The 21549-nt window shown below is 38.7% G+C and carries 14 protein-coding genes; 2 read left to right on the top strand and 12 right to left on the bottom strand.

Annotated elements, in window-relative coordinates:
* Positions 1-230: 230 nt before the first annotated feature.
* The 5 genes from odhB to CRI88_RS11850 all read right to left on the bottom strand — a co-directional run bounded on the left by odhB (position 231) and on the right by CRI88_RS11850 (position 8840).
* Complete coding sequence (gene odhB / locus CRI88_RS11870) at positions 231-1490, bottom strand: 2-oxoglutarate dehydrogenase complex dihydrolipoyllysine-residue succinyltransferase (RefSeq protein ID WP_058844435.1); 1260 nt, start codon at positions 1488-1490, stop codon at positions 231-233.
* Between the two features lie 94 nt (positions 1491-1584).
* On the bottom strand, positions 1585-4410 hold the full coding sequence (locus CRI88_RS11865) for a 2-oxoglutarate dehydrogenase E1 component (RefSeq protein WP_058844436.1): 2826 nt from the start codon (positions 4408-4410) through the stop codon (positions 1585-1587).
* A gap of 232 nt (positions 4411-4642) precedes the next feature.
* Positions 4643-6028 (bottom strand): HAMP domain-containing sensor histidine kinase, encoded by a 1386-nt coding sequence (locus CRI88_RS11860; RefSeq protein ID WP_036126039.1) that lies wholly within the window; start codon positions 6026-6028, stop codon positions 4643-4645.
* The gene (locus CRI88_RS11855; protein WP_058844437.1) at positions 6025-6699 is read right to left on the bottom strand and encodes a response regulator transcription factor; all 675 of its coding nucleotides are present in this window, start codon (positions 6697-6699) and stop codon (positions 6025-6027) included. The genes CRI88_RS11860 and CRI88_RS11855 overlap by 4 nt, the downstream gene beginning before the upstream one ends.
* Positions 6700-6812: 113 nt before the next feature.
* Complete coding sequence (locus CRI88_RS11850) at positions 6813-8840, bottom strand: diguanylate cyclase domain-containing protein (protein WP_036126045.1); 2028 nt, start codon at positions 8838-8840, stop codon at positions 6813-6815.
* A gap of 541 nt (positions 8841-9381) precedes the next feature.
* Between CRI88_RS11850 and CRI88_RS11845 the strand changes: the two genes are divergently transcribed.
* On the top strand, positions 9382-9930 hold the full coding sequence (locus CRI88_RS11845) for a GNAT family N-acetyltransferase (RefSeq protein WP_036126046.1): 549 nt from the start codon (positions 9382-9384) through the stop codon (positions 9928-9930).
* 81 nt (positions 9931-10011) lie between these two features.
* Here CRI88_RS11845 and CRI88_RS11840 read toward each other — a convergent pair whose 3' ends face one another.
* Positions 10012-11088 carry an undecaprenyldiphospho-muramoylpentapeptide beta-N-acetylglucosaminyltransferase gene (locus CRI88_RS11840; protein ID WP_036126049.1) on the bottom strand — a complete coding sequence of 359 codons (1077 nt, stop codon included), beginning with the start codon at positions 11086-11088 and terminating at the stop codon, positions 10012-10014.
* 172 nt (positions 11089-11260) lie between these two features.
* Between CRI88_RS11840 and CRI88_RS11835 the strand changes: the two genes are divergently transcribed.
* Positions 11261-12607, top strand: coding sequence for an MATE family efflux transporter (locus tag CRI88_RS11835; protein ID WP_058844438.1), 1347 nt, complete (start codon positions 11261-11263; stop codon positions 12605-12607).
* Between the two features lie 42 nt (positions 12608-12649).
* Here CRI88_RS11835 and CRI88_RS11830 read toward each other — a convergent pair whose 3' ends face one another.
* The 6 genes from CRI88_RS11830 to CRI88_RS11805 all read right to left on the bottom strand — a co-directional run bounded on the left by CRI88_RS11830 (position 12650) and on the right by CRI88_RS11805 (position 21533).
* Entirely contained in the window at positions 12650-13726 is a 1077-nt protein-coding gene (locus CRI88_RS11830) for a Ger(x)C family spore germination protein (RefSeq protein ID WP_058844439.1), read from the bottom strand.
* The gene (locus CRI88_RS11825; protein WP_036126056.1) at positions 13716-14744 is read right to left on the bottom strand and encodes a GerAB/ArcD/ProY family transporter; all 1029 of its coding nucleotides are present in this window, start codon (positions 14742-14744) and stop codon (positions 13716-13718) included. The genes CRI88_RS11830 and CRI88_RS11825 overlap by 11 nt, the downstream gene beginning before the upstream one ends.
* On the bottom strand, positions 14741-16174 hold the full coding sequence (locus tag CRI88_RS11820; RefSeq protein ID WP_058844440.1) for a spore germination protein: 1434 nt from the start codon (positions 16172-16174) through the stop codon (positions 14741-14743). Before CRI88_RS11820 ends, CRI88_RS11825 begins: the two co-directional genes overlap by 4 nt.
* 119 nt (positions 16175-16293) lie before the next feature.
* On the bottom strand, positions 16294-19248 hold the full coding sequence (locus CRI88_RS11815) for an EAL domain-containing protein (RefSeq protein ID WP_058844441.1): 2955 nt from the start codon (positions 19246-19248) through the stop codon (positions 16294-16296).
* A gap of 251 nt (positions 19249-19499) precedes the next feature.
* Positions 19500-20186 (bottom strand): CAP domain-containing protein, encoded by a 687-nt coding sequence (locus CRI88_RS11810; protein WP_036126066.1) that lies wholly within the window; start codon positions 20184-20186, stop codon positions 19500-19502.
* A gap of 444 nt (positions 20187-20630) precedes the next feature.
* Complete coding sequence (locus tag CRI88_RS11805; RefSeq protein ID WP_058844442.1) at positions 20631-21533, bottom strand: CobW family GTP-binding protein; 903 nt, start codon at positions 21531-21533, stop codon at positions 20631-20633.
* Positions 21534-21549: the final 16 nt, after the last annotated feature.

Raw genomic sequence — 21549 nt, 5'->3', positions numbered from 1 at the left:
TTGTTCGTTCTCTATTCATTTTAAATCGTTAAGCTTCTATCTATATTTCTGAAAATTAAAACAAATTTTTATTATGGAGTATGTGCTCTATGTGAGAAAAGTTATGTTTATGTCTTTTTTGCTCCTCTAAACGATATAACATTAGTACTCTTTCAAACATAGAATCGGTCAAAATCTTTCGTCATGCATAAAAAAACCCTGCTGAACATTGTTCGCAGGGTTGAATCGCATTATGAATTTAATAGTAAATCTTCAGGATTTTCGATTAATTCTTTAACTGTTTTTAAGAATCCTACAGAATCTTTTCCATCGATGATACGGTGATCGTAAGAAAGTGCTACATACATCATTGGACGGATTTGAACTTCACCATTTACTGCAACTGGACGGTTAACAATTGAGTGCATACCTAAAATACCAGCTTGCGTACCGTTCATAATAGGAGTTGACATTAATGAACCAAATACACCACCATTTGTGATTGTGAATGATCCACCAGCCATGTCATTTAAGCCTAATTTTTTATCACGAGCTTTTGTCGCTAAGTTAGCGATATCTTTTTCGATTTCTGCAAAGTTTTTGCTGTTTGCATCGCGTACAACTGGTACAACTAAACCTTCTTCAGTTGATACAGCAATACCGATATCAAAGAAGTTATTTAAATGAATTTCATCGCCAGAGATTTGAGCGTTTACGTATGGGTATTTTTTTAGTGCCGCAACAACAGCTTTTGTGAAGAATGACATGAAACCAAGTTTGATGTCGTTTGCTTTTACAAACTCTTCTTGTTTACGTTTACGAAGTGCCATGATATTTGTCATGTCAATTTCGTTAAATGTTGTTAACATTGCTGTTGATTGTTTCACTTCTAATAAACGTTTAGCAATTGTTTGGCGACGACGGCTCATTTTTTCAACTGTTACACGGTCAGAATTAGCTGCTGGTGTAAATACTACTGGGCCACCTGAAGTTGCTACTGATGTAGGTGCTGCTACTGGTGCTACAGCTGGAGCTGTACCATGAGCTGCTACATCTTGTACACGTACACGTCCTTGTGGATCTACTGGAGATACTGCTGCAAGGTTGATACCTTTTTCACGAGCAAGACGACGTGCTGCTGGAGAGGCGATTACTCGCTCACCAGAAGTTTCTTCTACAACTGGAGCAGATGCTACTGGTGCAGATGCTGCTTGTGGCGCTGCTGGAGCCGGAGCTGCTTCAGCTGGAGCCGCTGCAGGTGCAGGAGCTGCGCCTTCGCCTGCTTCTACTACTGCGATAACTTGACCAACTAGTACAGTATCGCCTTCTTCAGCTAAAATTTGTGTTAATACACCTGCTTCTTCAGAAATGATTTCAGCGTTTACTTTATCTGTTTCAAGTTCAACGATGAATTCACCTTTTTCAACGCGATCGCCCACTTTTTTTACCCACTGTGCGATACTACCTTCTGTAATCGATTCTGCTAATTCAGGGACTTTAATTTCAGCCACTTTCATTTCCTCCTTTGATTAACGTGCATGACGCACATAAAAGGGCTACTGCTTGAGGGCAAGTAGCCCGGTTTTTTCAAAAATTTATATGTGATTATTTAACCTTCACTGGCTCAGCAACTGCCGCTTCAATTAATGCTGCTTGTGCTGCTTTATGAGAATCTGCATCCCCTTCAGAAGTTGAGCTCATTGCAGGACGACCTACATAGCGAAGTTTTTTACCTTCTGAAAGTTCATATAATGTTTCTAATGCATAATTCCATGAGCCTTGGTTTTTAGGTTCTTCTTGTACCCAAACAATTTCTTTCACATTTGGATACTTAGCAATAATACCAGCAACTTGCTCTTTTGGGAATGGGTAAAGTTGTTCTACACGAATAATGTGTAAATGATCGAAGCCTTCTCCGTCTTTTACGCGATCCGCTAAGTCGATCATCACTTTACCAGTTCCTAAAACGATACGCTCTACAGCTTCTGGTTTAGCGCCTAAACCTGGTTGTTCAATCACTTCTTGGAATGAACCATTTGCTAATTGTTCAGCATTCGCCGCCGCTAATGGGTGACGTAATAGTGATTTTGGTGATACGACTACAAGTGGACGTACCCCTTCTGTACCTAATAACGCTGCTTGACGGCGTAATAAATGATAGTAGTTACCTGCGTTTGAACAGTTCGCTACAAACCAGTTGTTTTCAGCTGACATTTGTAAATAGCGTTCCATACGGCTTGAAGAGTGCTCTGGACCTTGACCTTCATAACCATGTGGTAAAAGGATCACTAATCCAGATTTTTGGCCCCATTTAGAGCGTGCCCCTGAAATAAAGTTATCAAACATCACTTGTGCCATGTTCGCAAAGTCACCGAATTGTGCTTCCCACACTGTTAAAACATGACTATTTTCTAGGTTGTAACCATACTCAAAGCCTACTACTCCCGCTTCAGTCAGTGGAGAGTTGTGTACTGAGAAGGATGCACTCGCACCAGAAATATGATGAAGCGGTGTGAAGACATTCCCATTGTTTTTATCGTGAAGTACTAAGTGACGTTGAGAGAATGTACCACGTTGAGCATCTTGACCTGTAAAACGTACTGGTGTGCCGTCTTGGATAATTGTCGCATATGCTAACGTTTCTGCATGGCCCCAGTCAATTTTTGCTGATGCATAGGCATCACGACGTTTTTCTAAAATTTTGCCAAGCTTTTTCTGTGGCTCGAAGTTTTCTTCAAACACTAAAAGCTCTTCATTGATTTTTTCTAAACGTTCCGCACCAACTGCTGTATCAATTTGTGGGAACTCTACTTTTAATTCTGCTGGCATTTCTAAATGCTGATGATCATCTTTATCTGCCATTTCTCTTACATGGTCATAGGCTGCTTGCATTTCTGCATAGATTGCTGTATCTAAGGCAGCTACATCTTCAGCAGATAGAAGACCTTCAGCCACTAATTGTGCTCCGTATAAAGCACGCACTGTTTCATGTTTAGAAACCAATTTGTATGTTTCTGGGTTTGTCACAGTTGGGTCATCTGTTTCATTATGACCATGGCGACGGTAACCAACTAAGTCTACAATAATATCTTTGCCGAATTTTTGACGGTAGTTAGCAGCAAAACGACCCACTTGCGCTACTGCCTCTGGGCTATCTGCGTTGACATGGATTACTGGTACCTCGTAACCTTTTGCTGGGTCAGAAGAGTACACAGAAGAACGAGAATCATAATGCTCAGTTGTGAAACCGATCATATTGTTCGCGATAATGTGGATTGTACCACCTGTTGTAAAGCCTTCTGTTTTAGCAAAGTTTAAAACCTCAGTCACAATCCCTTGACCTGGGAATGCAGCATCACCGTGCACTAAAATACCTAAGCCTTTAGTACGGTCGTGTACCGCTTGGCCTGGTTTAGACGTATCATCTTGTGTTGCACGAGTAGCTCCAAGTACAACTGGATTGCCAACTTCTAAGTGAGATGGGTTGTAAGCCAATTTAACATTCATACCCGATTCACGGTTGTAAGAAGCACCCATATGGTATTTCACATCACCTGTCCAACCTTTTGTAATTTCAAGGCGGCCATGCTCTGGCATAAATAACTCATTTGAAACATGTGCAAAGTCAGAGAACATCATGTCATAAGGTTTGTTTAAGATGTGTGTTAAAACATTTAAACGACCACGGTGTGCCATACCAATACGTACATTTTCTACATTTTTGGCTTCTGCTGTTTTAACGATTTCATCAAATAGAACGATTTGCGTATCTAAGCCCTCACCAGAGAAACGCTTTTGCCCTACAAAAGTTTTATGAATAAATTTTTCGAAATTTTCAACGCGAGTTAAACGATCTAATAAGGCTTTCTTCTCTTCAGAAGATAATGCTTGTTTAAATGAGCCTGATTCAATTTGCTTTTGAATCCAATCACGTTCTTCTGTAACTACTACGTGACCGTATTCAAATGCCACTTTATCTGTATAAACAGCTTTTAGATAGTCGATTGCATCCTTACCATTTTTCACGTTTGCTGGCACATCTTTGAAGAAGATTGCTGCAGGAATTTCAGCTAAATCCGCAGCGCTTAAGTTGAACGCGCTTTCTTCAATTTGAGCTGTTTGTAGTTCACGGTTTTTCAGAGGATAAATATCTGCCGCTAAATGACCGTGTGAACGGATTGCGTCTGCTAATTTCACAGCGGCTAACACTTTTTTGTAATCGCCAGCAGGAGCCGCTGCTGTATGACTAACTACAGCTACTTCACCTTCTACTACTACTGGTGCACCAAATTGTTGGAATAAAGAAACTAACTCCGGTTCTACTTCTTCAGGAGACTGTAAGAATAAGTCGTATTGCTCCATCACATATCCTAGGTTAGGACCAGAGAAAGCTGACCATGGAGAACTTACAGTTGTAACGTTGTTCGACATGAAAAATGACCTCCAAATTTTGCCTTTCGGCAGTTCCATTAATTAAATTACAATTAATTATATAATATTTAGCCGTTCTTTAAAAGAAAGTTTCACACTACTTTTCCATATTTTAAAGAACGTTTTTTCCATCTCAATCTTACTACTCTTCACAAAAAATACAACTCTTTTTAGCAAATTAAGCAATTTTTTTCGCAAAGGATAGAATAATGAAATAAAGCGTGAATTTTTCTTAATATTTTAGCGGTATTCTTAGCGAGAAAACGGTTCCAATATTAACCTCACTCTTGACTTCTACTGTCGCATTGTATTTTTCAAGTAACATCTTCGAAATGCTAAGTCCTAAGCCAGTTCCACCAATTTGACGATTTCTTGCTTCATCCACTCGATAAAATCGATCAAAGATAAACGGCATATTCTCTTCTGCTATTCCTATACCATTATCAGCAATTTCTAAACATGCAATTTTTCCAGCAGTTGTAAGAGAAATTTCAATCTCAGGAATTTTTTCACAATAACGAATTGCATTCTCTATTATATTACGAACGATTTGACTTAGTGCATTTTCGGTAATAAATAACGGACCGATTTCGCCATTTTTCGACAGCGATATTCGTGCTTGTGGATGGACAAGCTGTAGCTCCTCCATGACGGCTTCTATTACTACTAGTGCATTTGCCTCACTTGCCTCATCTTTTTCCTCACGTCGTGCAAGCTCTAATAATTCCTCAATCATTTTACGCATCCGAGCAATTTCCGTTAGTGAAGTATCAATGGATTCTTCTAAAATGGCTGGATCATCTTTGCCCCATCTTTTTAACAAGGAGAGATGCCCTTCAATGGCTTGAATCGGTGTTCGCAGTTCATGGGAAGCATCTGCGACAAATTGTTGCTGCTGGGTAAAGGAAATTTGCAGCTCATTCATCATCGCATTGTACATTTTTAACAGATCACCAATCTCATCCTGTGATGTATAGGTTAGCTGGATAGGCTGATTAAATCCTTGGTCTACCACCGTCTTCATGGATGCACGCAATTCATGTAATGGCTTCATTAAATAATTGGCCAAATAATAACCAATGGAGCCTGATAGTATCAATGCCCCTATCCCCGCTATTAGCATCGCTGTCAGAAGGTAATGCATAAGGGATTGAAAGCTAGTCAAAGGATGAATAACTTGGATATAGCCTTGAAAAAAGCCGATCCGTATCGGTTCATTGATGACGAGTACATCCTTCTTATCGATGGTCATTTCCAGAACTTCTTGCATCGATTGTAGCGGTGCAGCAGCTGAAGTATCATTGATACGTAAAATATCCACTCCATCTCTATTAAATATTCTGACCGTTTCATCGCGATCGGCAATGGATTTGAGCAAACCTGTATTTTGTTGTATTTGCTGAATGGTAACATTAGGACCTTGTGATTCTAAAAAGGAGATAATATCGTCACTTGTACGTTTGACCTTACCTTCCTCATCGTTTAAGAGCCATGTATGAAGCGAAAGATAAACGACTATACAAATAATTGTAAAGCTAATAAAGATGACACTACTTGATGTCAGCATCCATTTTTTCTGTAAAGATTGGTGACGTACATAATTTTTTAATTTATTCATTCACGCATCACATACCCAACACCACGAACAGTTTCGATATAAGCGTTCATATCACCAGGGAGCTTTGTGCGTAAATGTCTGATATAAACGTCTACTACATTGGTCTCGATATCCGTATCATAGCCCCAAACTGACGTTAAAATATGCTCCCTCGTACACACTCTATTTTTGTGCTCGATTAATAGTTTTAGTAAATCATATTCTGTCTTTGTTAGGTCAAGTTTATTCCCTTGAACAAAAACTTCATAGGCTGCCACATCTATTTCAATATCTCGTAAACATAAAGATTCACTGCTAGTAGGCTCTGGTGTGACACGACGTAAAATCGTCCGTATTCTAGCAAGCAGCTCTTCAATAGCAAAAGGCTTGACGATATAGTCATCGGCTCCTGCATCTAAGCCCGCTACACGGTCCATTACAGCATCTCTCGCCGTTAATAAAATAATTGGTACCTGTGACTGCGTTCGGATACGGCGGCAAATTTCAATGCCATTAATGCCTGGCAGCATCACATCCAATAAGAGAACATCAAAATTTTCCGTAGTGGCCAAAGCCAGTCCATCCCGTCCATCAAAGGCTGTTTTCACCTCATAGCCCTCATGCTGTAATTCTAGTTCAACAAAACGCGCAATATGCTTCTCATCTTCTACCAACAATATCTTCTTAGGCATTGTATCACCTTCTATTCTAAAATAACGATATAGGATATTTATCCCTCTCACGTTCTAGCATAACATCAAACAAAAAGTCTGTCTCACAAGGGAAACCTTGTGGACAGACTTTTTTATTGTATTCCCGAAATGGAAAGATTATTTTTTCCCAACTCTTTTGATCGATATAAAGCTCGGTCGGCTAAATCCATTAACTCATCCAAAGTTTGTGCATGATCTGGATAATAGGCAATACCGATTGAGGCTGTAGGAGTAAAATGATGGTCTTCAATCATCCAGCCTTCTGCTAGTTCATCGCGGATTCGACGAATAATATGCATAATTTGGTCATGCCTTTTATCAGCTTCTCTTGTTAAACCTGTTAGGATGACGATAAATTCATCGCCACCAATTCGAATGACCATGTCATGACTGCGAACCGTTTGATTTAAGGCATTACCAAAGCGCTGAATAAACGCATCCCCTGTGTCATGACCAAAACGATCGTTGACTTCTTTAAAATCATCGCCATCTAGATAGAGCATGGCGACACAGGTTTGATTTTCAGCTGCTTTTGCCAGTATTTTCGGAAACTCTTTTTGTAAATAACGTCGATTAGGTAGCTGTGTTAACGCATCATGATAGGCTAAATAGAGCAAATCATTTTCTCTTTCTTTGCGATGAGTAATTTCTCGAGACACCATCATAATTTGTGAAACCTTTTCACGTTCAGGGTCATGTACAACCGTGACATTGCCCTCTGTCCAAATCGGTGTACCGTCCTTCGCCTTTAGTAAAAGCTCAAACTGTGTTTCTGGCTGACCTGTAAAATTGTTTAAAAATGTTTGCCATTCGTTTTTACTTTCTTGATCTAAAATATCACTGTAAAACTGCCCAAGTAGCTCTTCATTTTCATACCCTAAATAAATCCCATAGGATGGAGACGCATAAAGAATAATGCCATCTTCATTCGTAATCACGATTAAATCATTTGTATTTTCCGTAATGAGTCGGAAAGTACGTTCAATATTTTTTAATTCTGTGAACATTTTTTTCTTATCTGTAATATTATAGTTAATGGTTAAAATTTGTTCGATTTTACCGAACTCATTTTTTAACGGCACAATGGTTGCCTCCACCCAATAATCGGCATGATATTTTGTGCGATAGCACAGTTCTCCTCGCCAAATCTCCATTGTATCCAGCTTGCCTTCGATTAATTGTAAAAAGTTTTGCGCATTGAACCTTGGCTCCATTAATGAATAGGGCTGACCTATTAATTCCTCCGCAGTGTAGCCAGAAGCCTGTAAAAACATATCGCTTGCTTCCGTAATATAGCCTTTATGGTCCAATACAGCAATGGCTGTAGCTGAATTTAAGGCAGACTTAAAAACTTCTAAACCATGAGACTTCGAACGTAATTCTGCTTTTTGTAAAGTAAATTGAGTAAAATCCTGCATGATTAGAAAGATAGCAAACGAATTATCATCCTGCATTACAGGCGATAGGGACATTAAATACATGCGCTCCTGACCTTCTGACGTAAACAGCTTGATCAGCTTTTTATCAAGGTTTTCCCCTCTCGCTGCTTTTTGTAAACAAGCTTCAATGTGTTCAACCTCTTCTTTCGGGATGATCGGTAAATCAACAAACAATTTTTGCTTGACAGTTTCATTATCTAATTGGAAATCTTCCATAAAGCAAGAATTCACTTCGTATACCATACCTTCGGCCGATAAAATGACCGTGGAGAAAAAGGCATGGTCAAACATGGACCGCATAAATAAAAATTTATCCTCAATATTGCGGTCATAGAGGATTTCCTTTGTGATGGCTAATATATAGTCTTCATTATTATATTTCAACGGTCTGACAGACGTTTCGTATTTATGAACCTCCGACTGAAAATACGCATAATCTACATAGTCAACCTGATTATGCTCCCTAATCGCTTGATCGTAGTTTTTCTGAATGATCGAAAAAATGCGCTCTGAGGTAACGCTTGAAATCATTTTTCCAATCGCCTCATTTGATAACAGGTCACGAGCTGCTTGGTTTAAGCGAATATATTGATAATCATCCTCTACTTTTTTCATGAGAAAAGCAAAATCTTTGCCAATAAATAATGAATTAAAAAAATCTTCGCTTAAAAGATACTCCATGCTGTCACCTCCAGAAAAGCCATTGCAATCATGATAAAAATGCTAGTATGTATGTTTTGTTCGATTTTATATAATACTACTATTATAACATAAAAATCAAAAATTACCCTTACAGAATAAGATAAATTATATCCTTTTTAGGATATTTTTTGATATATTACCTATTGTAGAAACATTTAAATCCTACTAAAGAAGTGTATAAATGATTAATATTAGATAAAATTGATAGGATAGACTTAATGCTAAAAAACAACAATATTTTCGCCAACGCCTCTTCTTTTGTCAGAATTTACTGACTACTAAACTCAAATTTTGTTTTTTTCGAGCAAAATGATTGCATCAAACAGCTTTCGTGTTATATTATATTTAAAAAACTAGCCTTTTTTCGGTATGGTCGAAATCAGTAAGACAGCGGGAGATTATGGAATATCATAGTTATAACGTCTAGTTCTTTGGGTTTTAATTCCAGTACGAATTTTAGTTTTCTTCTTTATGCTTCAACGGAATTGTTTTAACTACCCTAGTAAAGGAGGCGTTTCGTATGCTTAAACATCGAGACCTGCATGAATGTACAGAGCTTTATGAGCTATTATCACACCCTTCTGTATTCCCTTTTGTCCGTCAGAAAGCCACATCCGCTGATGAGTATTGGTTTATGACAAAACAACTGATTGAAGAGGAAGCGAGAGGACTCGCTATCTCGAGGACCATTACTGATGATTGGGGTCAACCAATCGGCACCATTAGTATTCACGATGTGGAGGACGGTGCAGGCTTTTTAGGAACGTGGATTGGACTCCCTTACCAGGGTAAAGGCTATAATCAAAAGGCAAAAATGCTATTTTTGAATGAGTTATTTTTTGATTATAATTTCCATACGGTATTTCTCCGTATACGAGTTGAAAATTTAAAATCACAGCGTGCCGCATTAAAGCTACCTTATGTGGTGAGTGCCAATGAAAGTCATCCGACTTTATTAGCACAGGTCAATAGCGGTGAAGCTCAATTTAATTTATTCAAAATTCAAAAAGATTTATTCTACTTAATAACAGCACATCAAATGCAAGAAGGCGAAGAGCAAGCCATGTAATGTGTCATATATAATAAGAAGCTATAAGGTTTTGTCATCTTTGACCTGCCTCATAGCTTCTTTTCTTTTTTCAAAGAGCCTTTATTTTTTGTAGTGCAAAATTAATGTTGCCATTTCGTCTGGTGTTTTTGGTTTTTGCGTTTTTGACATCTTCTCTACCATTTCTGCCTTACACTCTGTTAATGTATGAACCGACTTCATAAAAGATTCCTTTGTTAATTCTTCTTCCTGCAGCACTTCCGCATAGCCCTGTTTTTTAAACAAGTTGGCATTTAAAATTTGATCCCCACGACTTTTTTGTGCGGATAGCGGCACTAATAGCATCGGCTTGTGGAGTGCCAAAAATTCGAAAATGGAGTTAGAGCCTGCTCGTGACACGATAAAATCTGCTGCATGCAATAGATCAGGTAACTCTGTTGTCACATACTCAAATTGCTTGTAGCCAGGCATTGTCTCTAGTGCTTGGTCATAGTTCCCTTTCCCACACAAATGAATAATATGAAATTGCTTTAAAAGCTCTGGTAAGTTTTGACGCAATGCCTCATTTAGAACAACAGAGCCTAAACTTCCGCCCATCACTAGTAAAACAGGCTTTAATGTTGAAAAGCCACAGAATGATAACCCTTTTGCCCGTTCGCCCTCAAACAACTCCGGACGAATAATGGAGCCTGTGCAAGTTGCCTTTTCTTGTGGTAAATGCTTTAGTGTTTCTTCAAAAATCGTGAACACATGAGAGGCAAAAGGCAGGGCAATTTTATTGGCAAGACCAGGTGTCACATCAGATTCATGTATAACAACAGGCACACCTGCCAGTTTTGCTGCCATAACAACAGGTACTGAAACAAAGCCACCCTTTGAAAAGACAACCTGTGGCTTTACTTTTTTAATAATACGAAAAGCCTGCATCATTCCAGCAAGCACTTTAAATGGGTCTGTAAAATTTTTCATTGAGAAATAACGACGCAATTTACCACTCGCAATGCCATAAAACGGAACATCGGGGAAAGCCTCGCCTATTAATTCTTTTTCAATACCTTGTTCTGAACCAATATAGTGGACATCATAACCAAGTTCAAGTAAAGACGGGAGTATCGCTTGATTTAACGATACATGGCCAGCTGTCCCACCACCGGTTAAAATGATAGTTTGTTGTTTCACATTAATTCTCCTATTCCTTAAAAACCATTGTAGTCCGCACTACTTTTTGTTTACAGTGTTCTATTTTACTATATGCTGAAGAAAAGATATAGATGAAGCACGAAAATTTCAAGCTTTTCTCTCTTTACATATGCTATACTTGTTCATTATGTTCACGAAGGAAGTATCAAATATGTACCAAACATCCACAATTAAGGAAAAATATGCACTACTTTTAAAAATGATTGTTCCCATCTTAGTAACACAAGTAGCCATTTATCTTATTTCATTTTTTGATATTTTAATGTCCAGTCGCTATGGGACCGCCGATTTAGCAGGTGTCTCGATTGGCTCCTCCATTTGGATGCCGATTTATACAGGACTATCGGGTATTCTCCTTGCCGTTACACCGATTGTCTCACAGCTAGTCGGAGCGAAACAAGAGATGGATGCCAAAAAAGCCGTTCAGCAAGGCATTTATGTAGCCATTTTACTGGCAATCATCATCTTCACAGGGCTCTTTTTTGGCATCGATTGGATACTTAGCAAGATGAATTTAGAATCTGCTGTACATAGCATTGCAAAAGGCTACATCTATGCGATGTGTGCTGGTCTTTTGCCTTTATTCTTATTTTTTGTCATGCGTTGTTTCATTGATGCCCTTGGGCAGACACGTGTCACAATGATTATTACATTACTGACAACGCCGATTAATATCGTCCTTAACTACATTTTTATTTTCGGTAAATTCGGTGCACCGGAGCTTGGCGGGATTGGTGCAGGTGTCGCAACAGCAATTACGTACTGGTTTATTTTCTTGATTACTGTATGGATTATCGCCAAACGAGTACCGTTCGAACGTTTCCGTTTGTTCCACCATTGGCCGAAGCTGGAATGGCTTCGATGGAAGGAAATTTTACTGATTGGTGTGCCAATTGGCATCTCCTTATTTGCAGAAACAAGCATTTTTTCTGCCGTTACCATGATGATGAGTAATTTTAGCACAGAAATTATTGCCGCTCATCAAATTGCCTTAAATTTCACCTCCCTGCTCTATATGGTGCCGCTTAGTATTTCCATGGGCGTTACCATATTAGTAGGCTTTGAAATTGGTGCTGGTCGCATGCAGGATGCTCGTATTTATAGTTATCTATGTGTCGGCACAGCCATTTTATTTAGTTTTATTTCTGCTTGTATCTTATTTATTTTACGTGAGCCTGTAGCTCATATGTATTCAACAGATCCTATAGTACTTGAGTATGCTGTACAATTTTTAGTTTATGCAGCCATTTTTCAGCTCTCGGATGCGATTCAAGCACCCGTACAAGGGGCATTACGTGGCTATAAGGATGTTATGATCACATTTATGATGGCAATTATCTCGTATTGGATCATTGGCTTGCCCGTGGGCTATATCCTTGCTACGCATACTGATTTTGGTCCATTTGGATATTGGATTGGACTTGTTGCTGGTTTAACAATGGGCGCAATCACCCTGCTTATCCGTCTGCTAATTGTTCAAAAAAGAGTTACCGTCTAACGACAAAAAATCGCTTTTCTCCCTCTTGAGAAAGGCGATTTTTTAGCGTAATACACCTGTACGAATGATTTTCACTTGAACAGACGGCACGAGCTGTAAGGATGTATATTCCGCATGCCAGTCGTCCTTAAACATCTTCGGGTGATAGGCACGAATATAGCGACCAATTCCTAATGTATCAGACTTTTGATTTTGAAGTATACGTAAGACCTCCTCAAACTCCGCCTGCAAATGCTTTTGAATCAATTGTTGAACATCCTTAAAAATGGTTTCTTTATACAAATGATCTTGGGCGAATTCTTCAATTCCGACCTCGAGTTGGTAATCCATCGTTATTCGCCTCAGTTCCTCATCCACTATCCATTTACGCTTCACATGGATAACATCTGCCGTAATCGGCATTTCTTTCCCGTCATGCTTCCACATATAACTCATACGTGCTTGCTTATTAGTTTGATTCATTAAAATGAGCATGATGAGGGATTGTTTTGGCGTTAATACTGTGCCCGTAAAGGTTTGACCTGAAAATAAAGCTAAACCAGCCGCAACAACGTGCTTTTTATCCTCACCTAGCCGAATATACGGTAGCGTGATATCGATTGTTTGTTCAAATAACATCGAGCCAATCGTTTGTAAATCTAATTTCGGAAAAAAGGTATTTTCCTCTGTACTTTCGATAAAGCGTTCATAATAAACGCCTGCGCTTCCAGCTAAATCCTTCGTTAAGTCGACGTATGGTTTGACATCCCCTTCTGTTATCGCCACTTTGATGGATATCGGATTTTGAGGATCGCGAAAATAAATATCCAAGATATCATAAATGGGCTCTCTCACTGTTTGATCCGCTATTAGGAGCGTTGATAGCTCCGATAGATCAAGCGTTTGCTCGACTTTCAAATTGGCGTTATTGCGTACATCTTTCGGTGAAATCCCTTCCGCTTCAATCACTTCATTTTGCTGTGCTGTTGTATTCGGATAAGCATAATAGCCTTTGTACTCCCCAACATAGCCTTCCACACCAACGAGTGTTACGACAGACGCATTTTTATAAAGACGTTCATCCCAACATCCCGCTAAAAGCACTATAGATAAGATGATTATACTCCCTTTACGATACACGTTTTCCCCTCCATTTATTCCAACAGATAATGATGAGCGGTAGTAGAAAAGTAAAAAAGAATAATACATAGTGCAAAGAATTTTTAATAAACTCAATGCGCTGAAATTGCATCATAAAGAGCGGTAGTATTGCCAGTAAAAGATGGTAGATAATAATACTCCATTTCGGATGCTTCCTTTTTTTTGAAAGATACAGCACTCGAAAGGACAGACCAAAAATCATGACCGTGACAATAGACCATGATAGCCAAATATAGACGAAGAAAATATCAAGTCGTTTAACAAATGTCACTTCCTGTGATTTTAAAATATACATAATCGGCTCTGGGATCAACTTGATTTCATCTAAGGCAAAGAACATTTGCGTAAAAAGCACGGAAATCAAATAAAATACAAAAATGACCAGTTGGTAGATGAATAAAGGCCGCCCTTTCACCTGTGTATCTTGTTTTAGAAATGGTCGATAAAGAAGGTACATTTCAATGCCAAAAAAAGCATAGGTACTATGAATCAAGCCCCCCATGATTTGTCTCATATGATTCCATTCAATAGGAAATAGATTACTCCATGTTAAATCGGGAATCGCCAGCATTAAAAAAAGCACAAAAAGGAAAATGATTGGTATGAGCATGACACCGATGTTAATGACCGTTTCTGGTCTTACTAGGTTGGCATACAAGGATAGTGCGACAATCAGTACAACAACGAGCCATTCAGGGGTTTGTGGTAATACCCATGTGGCCAAAACATATCCCATATAGGCAATCAGTACAGCCGCTAATAAAATCCAATAAAGCTGATAGACCCAGCAAAAAAATCGATTTAAATAAAAGTAGGCATAATAGCGTTCAAACAGGAGCAACAGACCATAATGAATGACACTTGCTAAAATAAAAACGAGCCAAGCATTATGTTGACTGTAAATGATTAAAGGGGTTTGGAAGGCAATATAGACGACACCTGTTTGAATAATAAATAGTACTAAAAAAAATTGAGCCTTAGATAGCGAAAACTTCATGGCGTATCCTCATTTTTTAGCTGTTCATCCTCTGGTGGGTCAAAGGAAGTAACTTGCACAGTCGGTTTAATGAATGGCCAGCGTAAAAAAATTTTATACACCGCTTTTGGCTGAAAAGGTACGATGGGTGAAAAATACGGCTGTTTAATAGAAGTTAAACTGATTAGATGAATGAGTAAAATAACAACCCCTATGACAATCCCTAAAAACCCAAACAATGAGGCTAGGACCATAAACTGAAAGCGTAACATACGTATGGTACTATTCAATTCAACGGATGGAACGACATAGCTTGAAATAGCCGTTAAGGCAACGACAATGACCATTAAATTAGACACTAACCCTGCATTAACGATGGCATCTCCTATTACTAGCCCCCCAACGATTCCAATTGTTTGCCCTACAGATTGCGGCAAACGTATACTCGATTCTCGAATGAGCTCCATAATAATTTCAAGAATGAGCGCTTCGATTAGTGGTCGATAAGGGATTTCATTCACATCGTTTTTCACTTGATTACTTAGTTCTAGTGGCAGTACCTCAAAATGAAAGCTAACTACTGCAATATAAAAAGCTGGTAAAAAAACCGCGGTTATAAACGACAGTAAGCGGACGATTTTATAAAAGGAGCCAACAACAACCCGACCATTATAATCATCGGGTGTTTGATAGAAAGAGAAAAAGGTCACGGGACCAATTAAAGCAGATGGTGAAATATTTGTCATGACCACGACCTTGCCCTCCACTAAATTGGCTACTACACGATCTGGATGCTCTGTATTTAACAATTGTGGAAAGGGCGATAACACCGAATCCTCTAACGCATCGCTTAATTGACCAATACTATAAAAATAGTCGATCTGAATCGCTGCAATCCGCTTTTCAACCTCCTGTAAGGTCTCAGGCTGTATGACCCCATCCATATACAGATAATAGGCCTTTGTTTTCGTTTGATGGCCAATCGAAAAAGATTTTACGACAAGTGCGGGATTATTCACTCGCTTTCGTATCAAAGCTAAATTGGTGTCTGCACGCTCAATCAAGCCCTCATGCGAGCCTCGAAGAATATGTTCGTTGATCGGCTCTTCGAGATTTCGACGCACCTCATTTATGATGCTAAGTGTCAGCATCTCTCCCCTTTCAGGCAATATCACGATCGTTTCCCCTTGACAGACTCTTTCAATCGCTTGGGGTAAGGAAAAATCTTGCAATGTCGTAATTAACGTTTCACTCCAAAAAGGTTTATCTGTATCTAAACGGGCATAAATGGTATCCAGTACTTTTTGTACTTCCTTCGCATCAACTAGAGAAGCGTAAAAGCATAAAATAGCCGTATCCCCTTCATGCCAATCTACTTGTCTGACTGTCAAATCCGAGGAATGGTAGAATGCTTTTTGTAGGCTTTTCATCATATACTCCACTTTATCCATAAAACGCCCCCCTCTATTGGAGAGTATAAACATTTTTCTCCATTTTCAAACGCTTGCATAGGGGGATTCATAGCCATAAAAAAGATGCCCGTTAAAACAGAGGGGCATCTTTAAATGGATTATTTTTTAAAATAAGCTTCAATATCTTCATAGATAAAGGGCGTCCCCTCTATTTTTTCATGCTGATTATGCAAAGCTGTCATACGATTGATGATAGGCGCTAATTTCCCCTCATTTTCCTGCGTTAGATTGAAGGCTACTCCGTATGAATAAATTTGATACTTTTCCTCTAATGTCCATCTAAATGTACCTTCTATAGTAAATGACTGGTTCATCAACACAAAGTTAAATTGAAACTTCATCGTTTGATTGATTGGTAGCTTCAGTGTAGAGCGAATCTTCATTCCCCCTAAGCTAATATTTTCAATGACGATTGGCGTATGACCGATAGCAAGCTTTTGCTGGTTCATTTCGATAATAGTCATAGAGCCCTTCACATAGGCTGGGAAATGAAAGCGAAAATACTTGCGACGCTCCACAGCTGGCTTGTGATGGACAATTGCTTTCGGCGGTTCCAAGAAGCCTTTAGCTAGCATTTTTTCAAAAGCCTTCGCAGGAACTGCTTTTGAATAGATGCTTCCTTGTAGATAATGACATTCATGCTGCTTTAAAAAAATATATTGATCATAGCTTTCGACCCCTTTTGCCACTACTTGAATACCTAGCATTTTTGCTAAATAGATCGTTGTTGAGATAAGCCCATTTTCAATAGGATGATCATGGCGAATTTGCCGAATAAACGCCTCATAGATATGAAGCGTTGTTGGCTGAAACGTGCGCAATGATTCTAACGATGAATAGCCTGTTCCAAAATCACCAATAGCAATTTTGACACCAAGTTCTTGCAATTCCTTTAATACCGTCATAACACTTGCGCTATTTTTTAAAATGGTCCTTTCTGTAATTTCTAATTGTAAATAGTGAGCAGGGATTTCATTGAGCTGCAATTGCTCCTGAAGAAATGGGACAAAGCCCCTTTTCATCAAACGAATAGGTGAAATTTTGATGTTAATCGTACGCAGTACATGCCCATCTTGCTTCCATTTCCGCAAGAAAGCACATGCTTTTTTAATGACCCAATCTGTAATAATATGGATCATATGATTTTCTTCCGCTAAAGGGATAAATTCACCAGGTGACACAAGCCCCCATTCTTTATGATGCCAACGAATTAACGCCTCTGCTCCATAAATATTGCCTTTTTGTGGCTCTACCAATGGCTGAAAATATAGCTCAAATTCTTCATTTAACATCGCTTGACGCATATCACGATCTAGCACATATTGCTTATAGGAAGTAATATCTTCTGTAAAGGCATAAATATGAAAACGATTGCGCCCTTGTTGCTTCGCATAGCACAAAGCAGAGTAAGCATTTTCTAATAAGATATTTCTCTTTCTACCTTCCTCAGGATAAAAAACAATGCCAATGCTAGCAGAGAGATGCAATTGATAGTCTTTAATCGTCAGAGCGGTATCAAAGATTTTCAGTAAACGATTAGCCAATGCGTAAATATGCTGTTTACTCACATATTTTTTCATTACCAAAATAAAATGCTGATGGTCTAGGCGTGCCAAGTAACTAGTATCATCGAGAAGCTTGGCAAAATGCTGGGTCACCACTCGAAGAAGCTCATCACCGATTTGTGAACCTAATGCATTATTTAGCACATGAAAACGATTAATGGAAATATAGAGAAGGGCAAATGGCTCGCCTGCCGAACAGAGCGTGTCCACTTTATCATGCAAGCTCAATTGATTTGGTAAGCCTGTCAATTCATCATAGTACACTAAATAATTGAGCTTCTTTTCTCGTTCAACCTCCTTTGTAATATCCGTTACTAAGCCAAAAATTTGATTTACTTCTCCCTTCTCATCGAGTCTCGGTACAATTTGCTCAAGCAACCATTTTGTTTGGTTTTCACCTGTAAAAATACGATAAATCACTTGGTAGCTCTTGCCGATAGCAAGATAATCGGTGTACGCTAGTACCTCCTCGCGATGTGCAGGGTGAATCATGTTAATCCATACTTCGGCGTCTTCGTAAAGCTTCGCTAGTGGAATGCCTAAAATTCCCTCTAGCCCTTTTGAGGCAAAAAGCATTGTTCCCCGAATGGAATCTCGCATCCAAATCCCCGCATCTAAATGATTAAAAATATAATGATAGTTGGCGAGTGTATCATTTAATGCCTGCTCAAGCAGTTTAAAAGCTGTCTGATCCTTTACAACCCCAACCATCTTAAAGGGCTTATTATCCTTCCAAGTTACTTCTGCCGCTGCTTGTACATAACGCAAATCATGAGTTTCACCATGATATATTCGAAATTCACTATTCAAGTTGATGCCTTTTCGGGCATTGTTAAATGCATCGTAGGTCTTTTCATGGTCATCTGGATGGATGAATTGGAAAGCTCGATCAATACCGTCGTTTTCTGAACGGCTAAAGCCAAAAATTTGATAAAAATTATCGGAGCAATACAGCTTGTCATGCTGAATAAAGTATTCCCAGCTCCCTACTGCGGCAATATGCTGAGCATAATTTAAATGCTTTTCATGAAGCAATAATTGATGCTTCATCGCAGAATAGGTAGACATATCTTCAATAATTAAATAAAGCCCCTCTGCCTGATCCTCACCATTTTTAATCGGTATAAATGTTAGTACAAGGCTTAGCTGTTGACCTTGATGCTGTAGCCTTTCTATATCAATTTTGACCGATTTCCCCCGCAATGTTTGGTTGAATGCTCTTTTTAGCCGCTTATAATCAGGGACCGTCAAAATTCGCTTAAAATCCTCTGCATGGCTTGGTCGATAGTGTAATAGTTGATAGAGTGCCTCTTGATTTACATAAATAATTTCTCCATCCGCTGCAAAGACAATCATCATATCAGGGTGATACTTCGCAAAGGACATGGCATATGAGAATAAACGATGATCTTGAACTGTAGCCAGCGCTATTGCCTGTGTACTTTCTTCTCTTGCAAAAAATTGCTTTAATAAATTCGGCTTTTTCATCAACCTCACCCTTCCCTACTTTTTACCTACTACTAATTTAGTAATTCCCCAAAAACATAGTTTAAAAACTATCATTTTGATGGTTAGACGATAAAATTTAAAAGTTGGACGATAAAGGTTGATGTATGAGTGATGAAGCCTGTGATTTGCTCAATAATTAAACAGTCCATTAGCATTTAACTTTTGCAAATAAAAAAAGATACCCGATAAGCCATTAGAGACTTATCAGGTATCTTTTGTGTAAGCAGTGATTATTTTTGAATAAATTGTTGTGTCCAGTAGTTACCTGATTTCACGTAACCTACACCGATGTGCGTAAATTTACCATTTAAAATGTTCGCACGGTGACCTGGTGAGTCCATCCACGCTTGTACTACTTCTTGTGGTGAACGTTGACCTTGAGCAATGTTTTCTCCAGCACCTTTATAAGTGATGCCTAAAGCTTTCATACGATCAAATGGTGAACCGAATGTTGGACTTGTATGTGAGAAATACTTGTTTGTTTGCATATCTTGTGATTTTTCACGAGCTGCAGCCATTAATTTCGCATCTGTTTGAAGTGGTGATAAACCAGCTTTTGTACGCTCAGCGTTTGTTAATTTTACTACTTCCTGTTCAAATGCGTTCACATCTGAAGTTGTTGTTGATGGTGTTGAAGTAGCTGGTGGTGTTGCTGGTTTTTCGTTTTGTGATGATTGATTATTATTTGGCGTTGGTTGTGTATTATTATTTGTTGTTGGCACCTCTTTAGATGGTGTAGATGCCTGTGGTAATTTGATATTCCACTTATGATTGTTTGACCATTTATAATAATAAACTTTACAGTTCGTTGATTGCTGTACAGAATCCCCTTCTGTTGTATTAGCAGCAGCTGAAGCTATTTGAATTGGAGCTGCTAAAAGAATTGTTGCACAAATTGCAGTGAGTGTTTTTTTCATGTTTGCAATTCCTCCTTCTCTGCAACTAATCGTAAAGGATGATTTTCATAAAAATCTTACCAACATTTGCTAACGTCTCCAACGAAGAAAGAAATGCGCGAAAAATCGCGTTTTTTTTGCACTATTTTTTACTAGTTTTCGCCAATCTATGAAATACTTACGTTTGAAAGAGGGTTGACACCCCTCTTAAACTCGTTACTATTTTCGAAAATACGCATCTAAAATGAATAAAAAATGATGGTTTTATGCACTAGATTCTCAGCCTATTTTCTTACCTTCAATTATGGAATAGACCTAGAGATAGCTAGTGTCGCGTGTTTATTGCTATTCAATATTACAGTTATGTTACAAAGGCATTACAATTCATTTACATAAAAATAAAATAACCTGCGTAAAGCTACATATGACGTACATATGCAACATTTCGTAGATTATCAAATTTATTCATTGTCCCCCAATGATAGGTAAAGAACTGACATTTTCTCCAATAATGACAAGTTTTGCTGGCATTTTGATATACTCAGGGAGCCATTGGACCATTCCATAAGCATATTGAAACAGCATCGGATTTTTAATGCCCTCAATCGGCACATAGCCCTTCATACGATAAATCGTTTCTGGTAATGTACGAATCCAATCTTCAAATTGCTCCTGTGTAAATTCGCTATCTGTGAATTCCACTAAGCGTGAGCCAAGCTGCATGGAGGCTATTGGCGCTTTGACAATGTCAGCTTTATCAACCTGTGCCGTTGCCTTTAAGCCTTCAAGTAAGTGAAGTGGGACTCGCCCATTCGTTGTTTGCAAAATAAAGGCATGTGGATTTAAGCCTTGGAGTTCGTAGACCACTTGTCCTTGCTCTGCCTCTGTTAATAAATCTGTTTTATTTGCTAATAATAAGTGCGCATGTCGAATTTGCTCCATAAATAAAGAGCGTACTTGCGGTGTTAACGTATCACGGTGCAGCCAGAGCTTGGAATCAGCCACTGTGATAATGCCTTTGACATTTAACTGATCTGCAAAAAGTGGTGAATACACAGCATCTAATGCTTCCACAGGATGAGCAGCTCCCGTTGTTTCAATAATTAATACATCAAAATCACTATCTAATAGAAGAGATTGAATTTGTGCCTCCGTTTTTTCAGCACCTGAACAGCAAATACAGCCCTCTAGCATCTCCTTGAGCGGGATATCTTTCTCCACTGCCTGTGAATCAAATGGCAGCTTTCCTAGCTCATTCATAATAACTGCAGGCTTTAGATTCTTTTCTTTTAATTGGCGAATGACATCCGTAAGCATGGATGTTTTGCCACTCCCTAAAAAGCCACTAAATAGGTATACATCTTTCATCATTTTTCCTCCTATA

The organism is Lysinibacillus fusiformis (assembly GCF_002845985.1).
In the GTDB taxonomy this organism is placed as follows: Bacteria; Bacillota; Bacilli; order Bacillales_A; family Planococcaceae; genus Lysinibacillus; species Lysinibacillus fusiformis_D.
The sequence above is the reverse complement of the archived record's forward strand: the minus strand, read 5'-3'. Positions and strand labels throughout refer to the sequence as shown.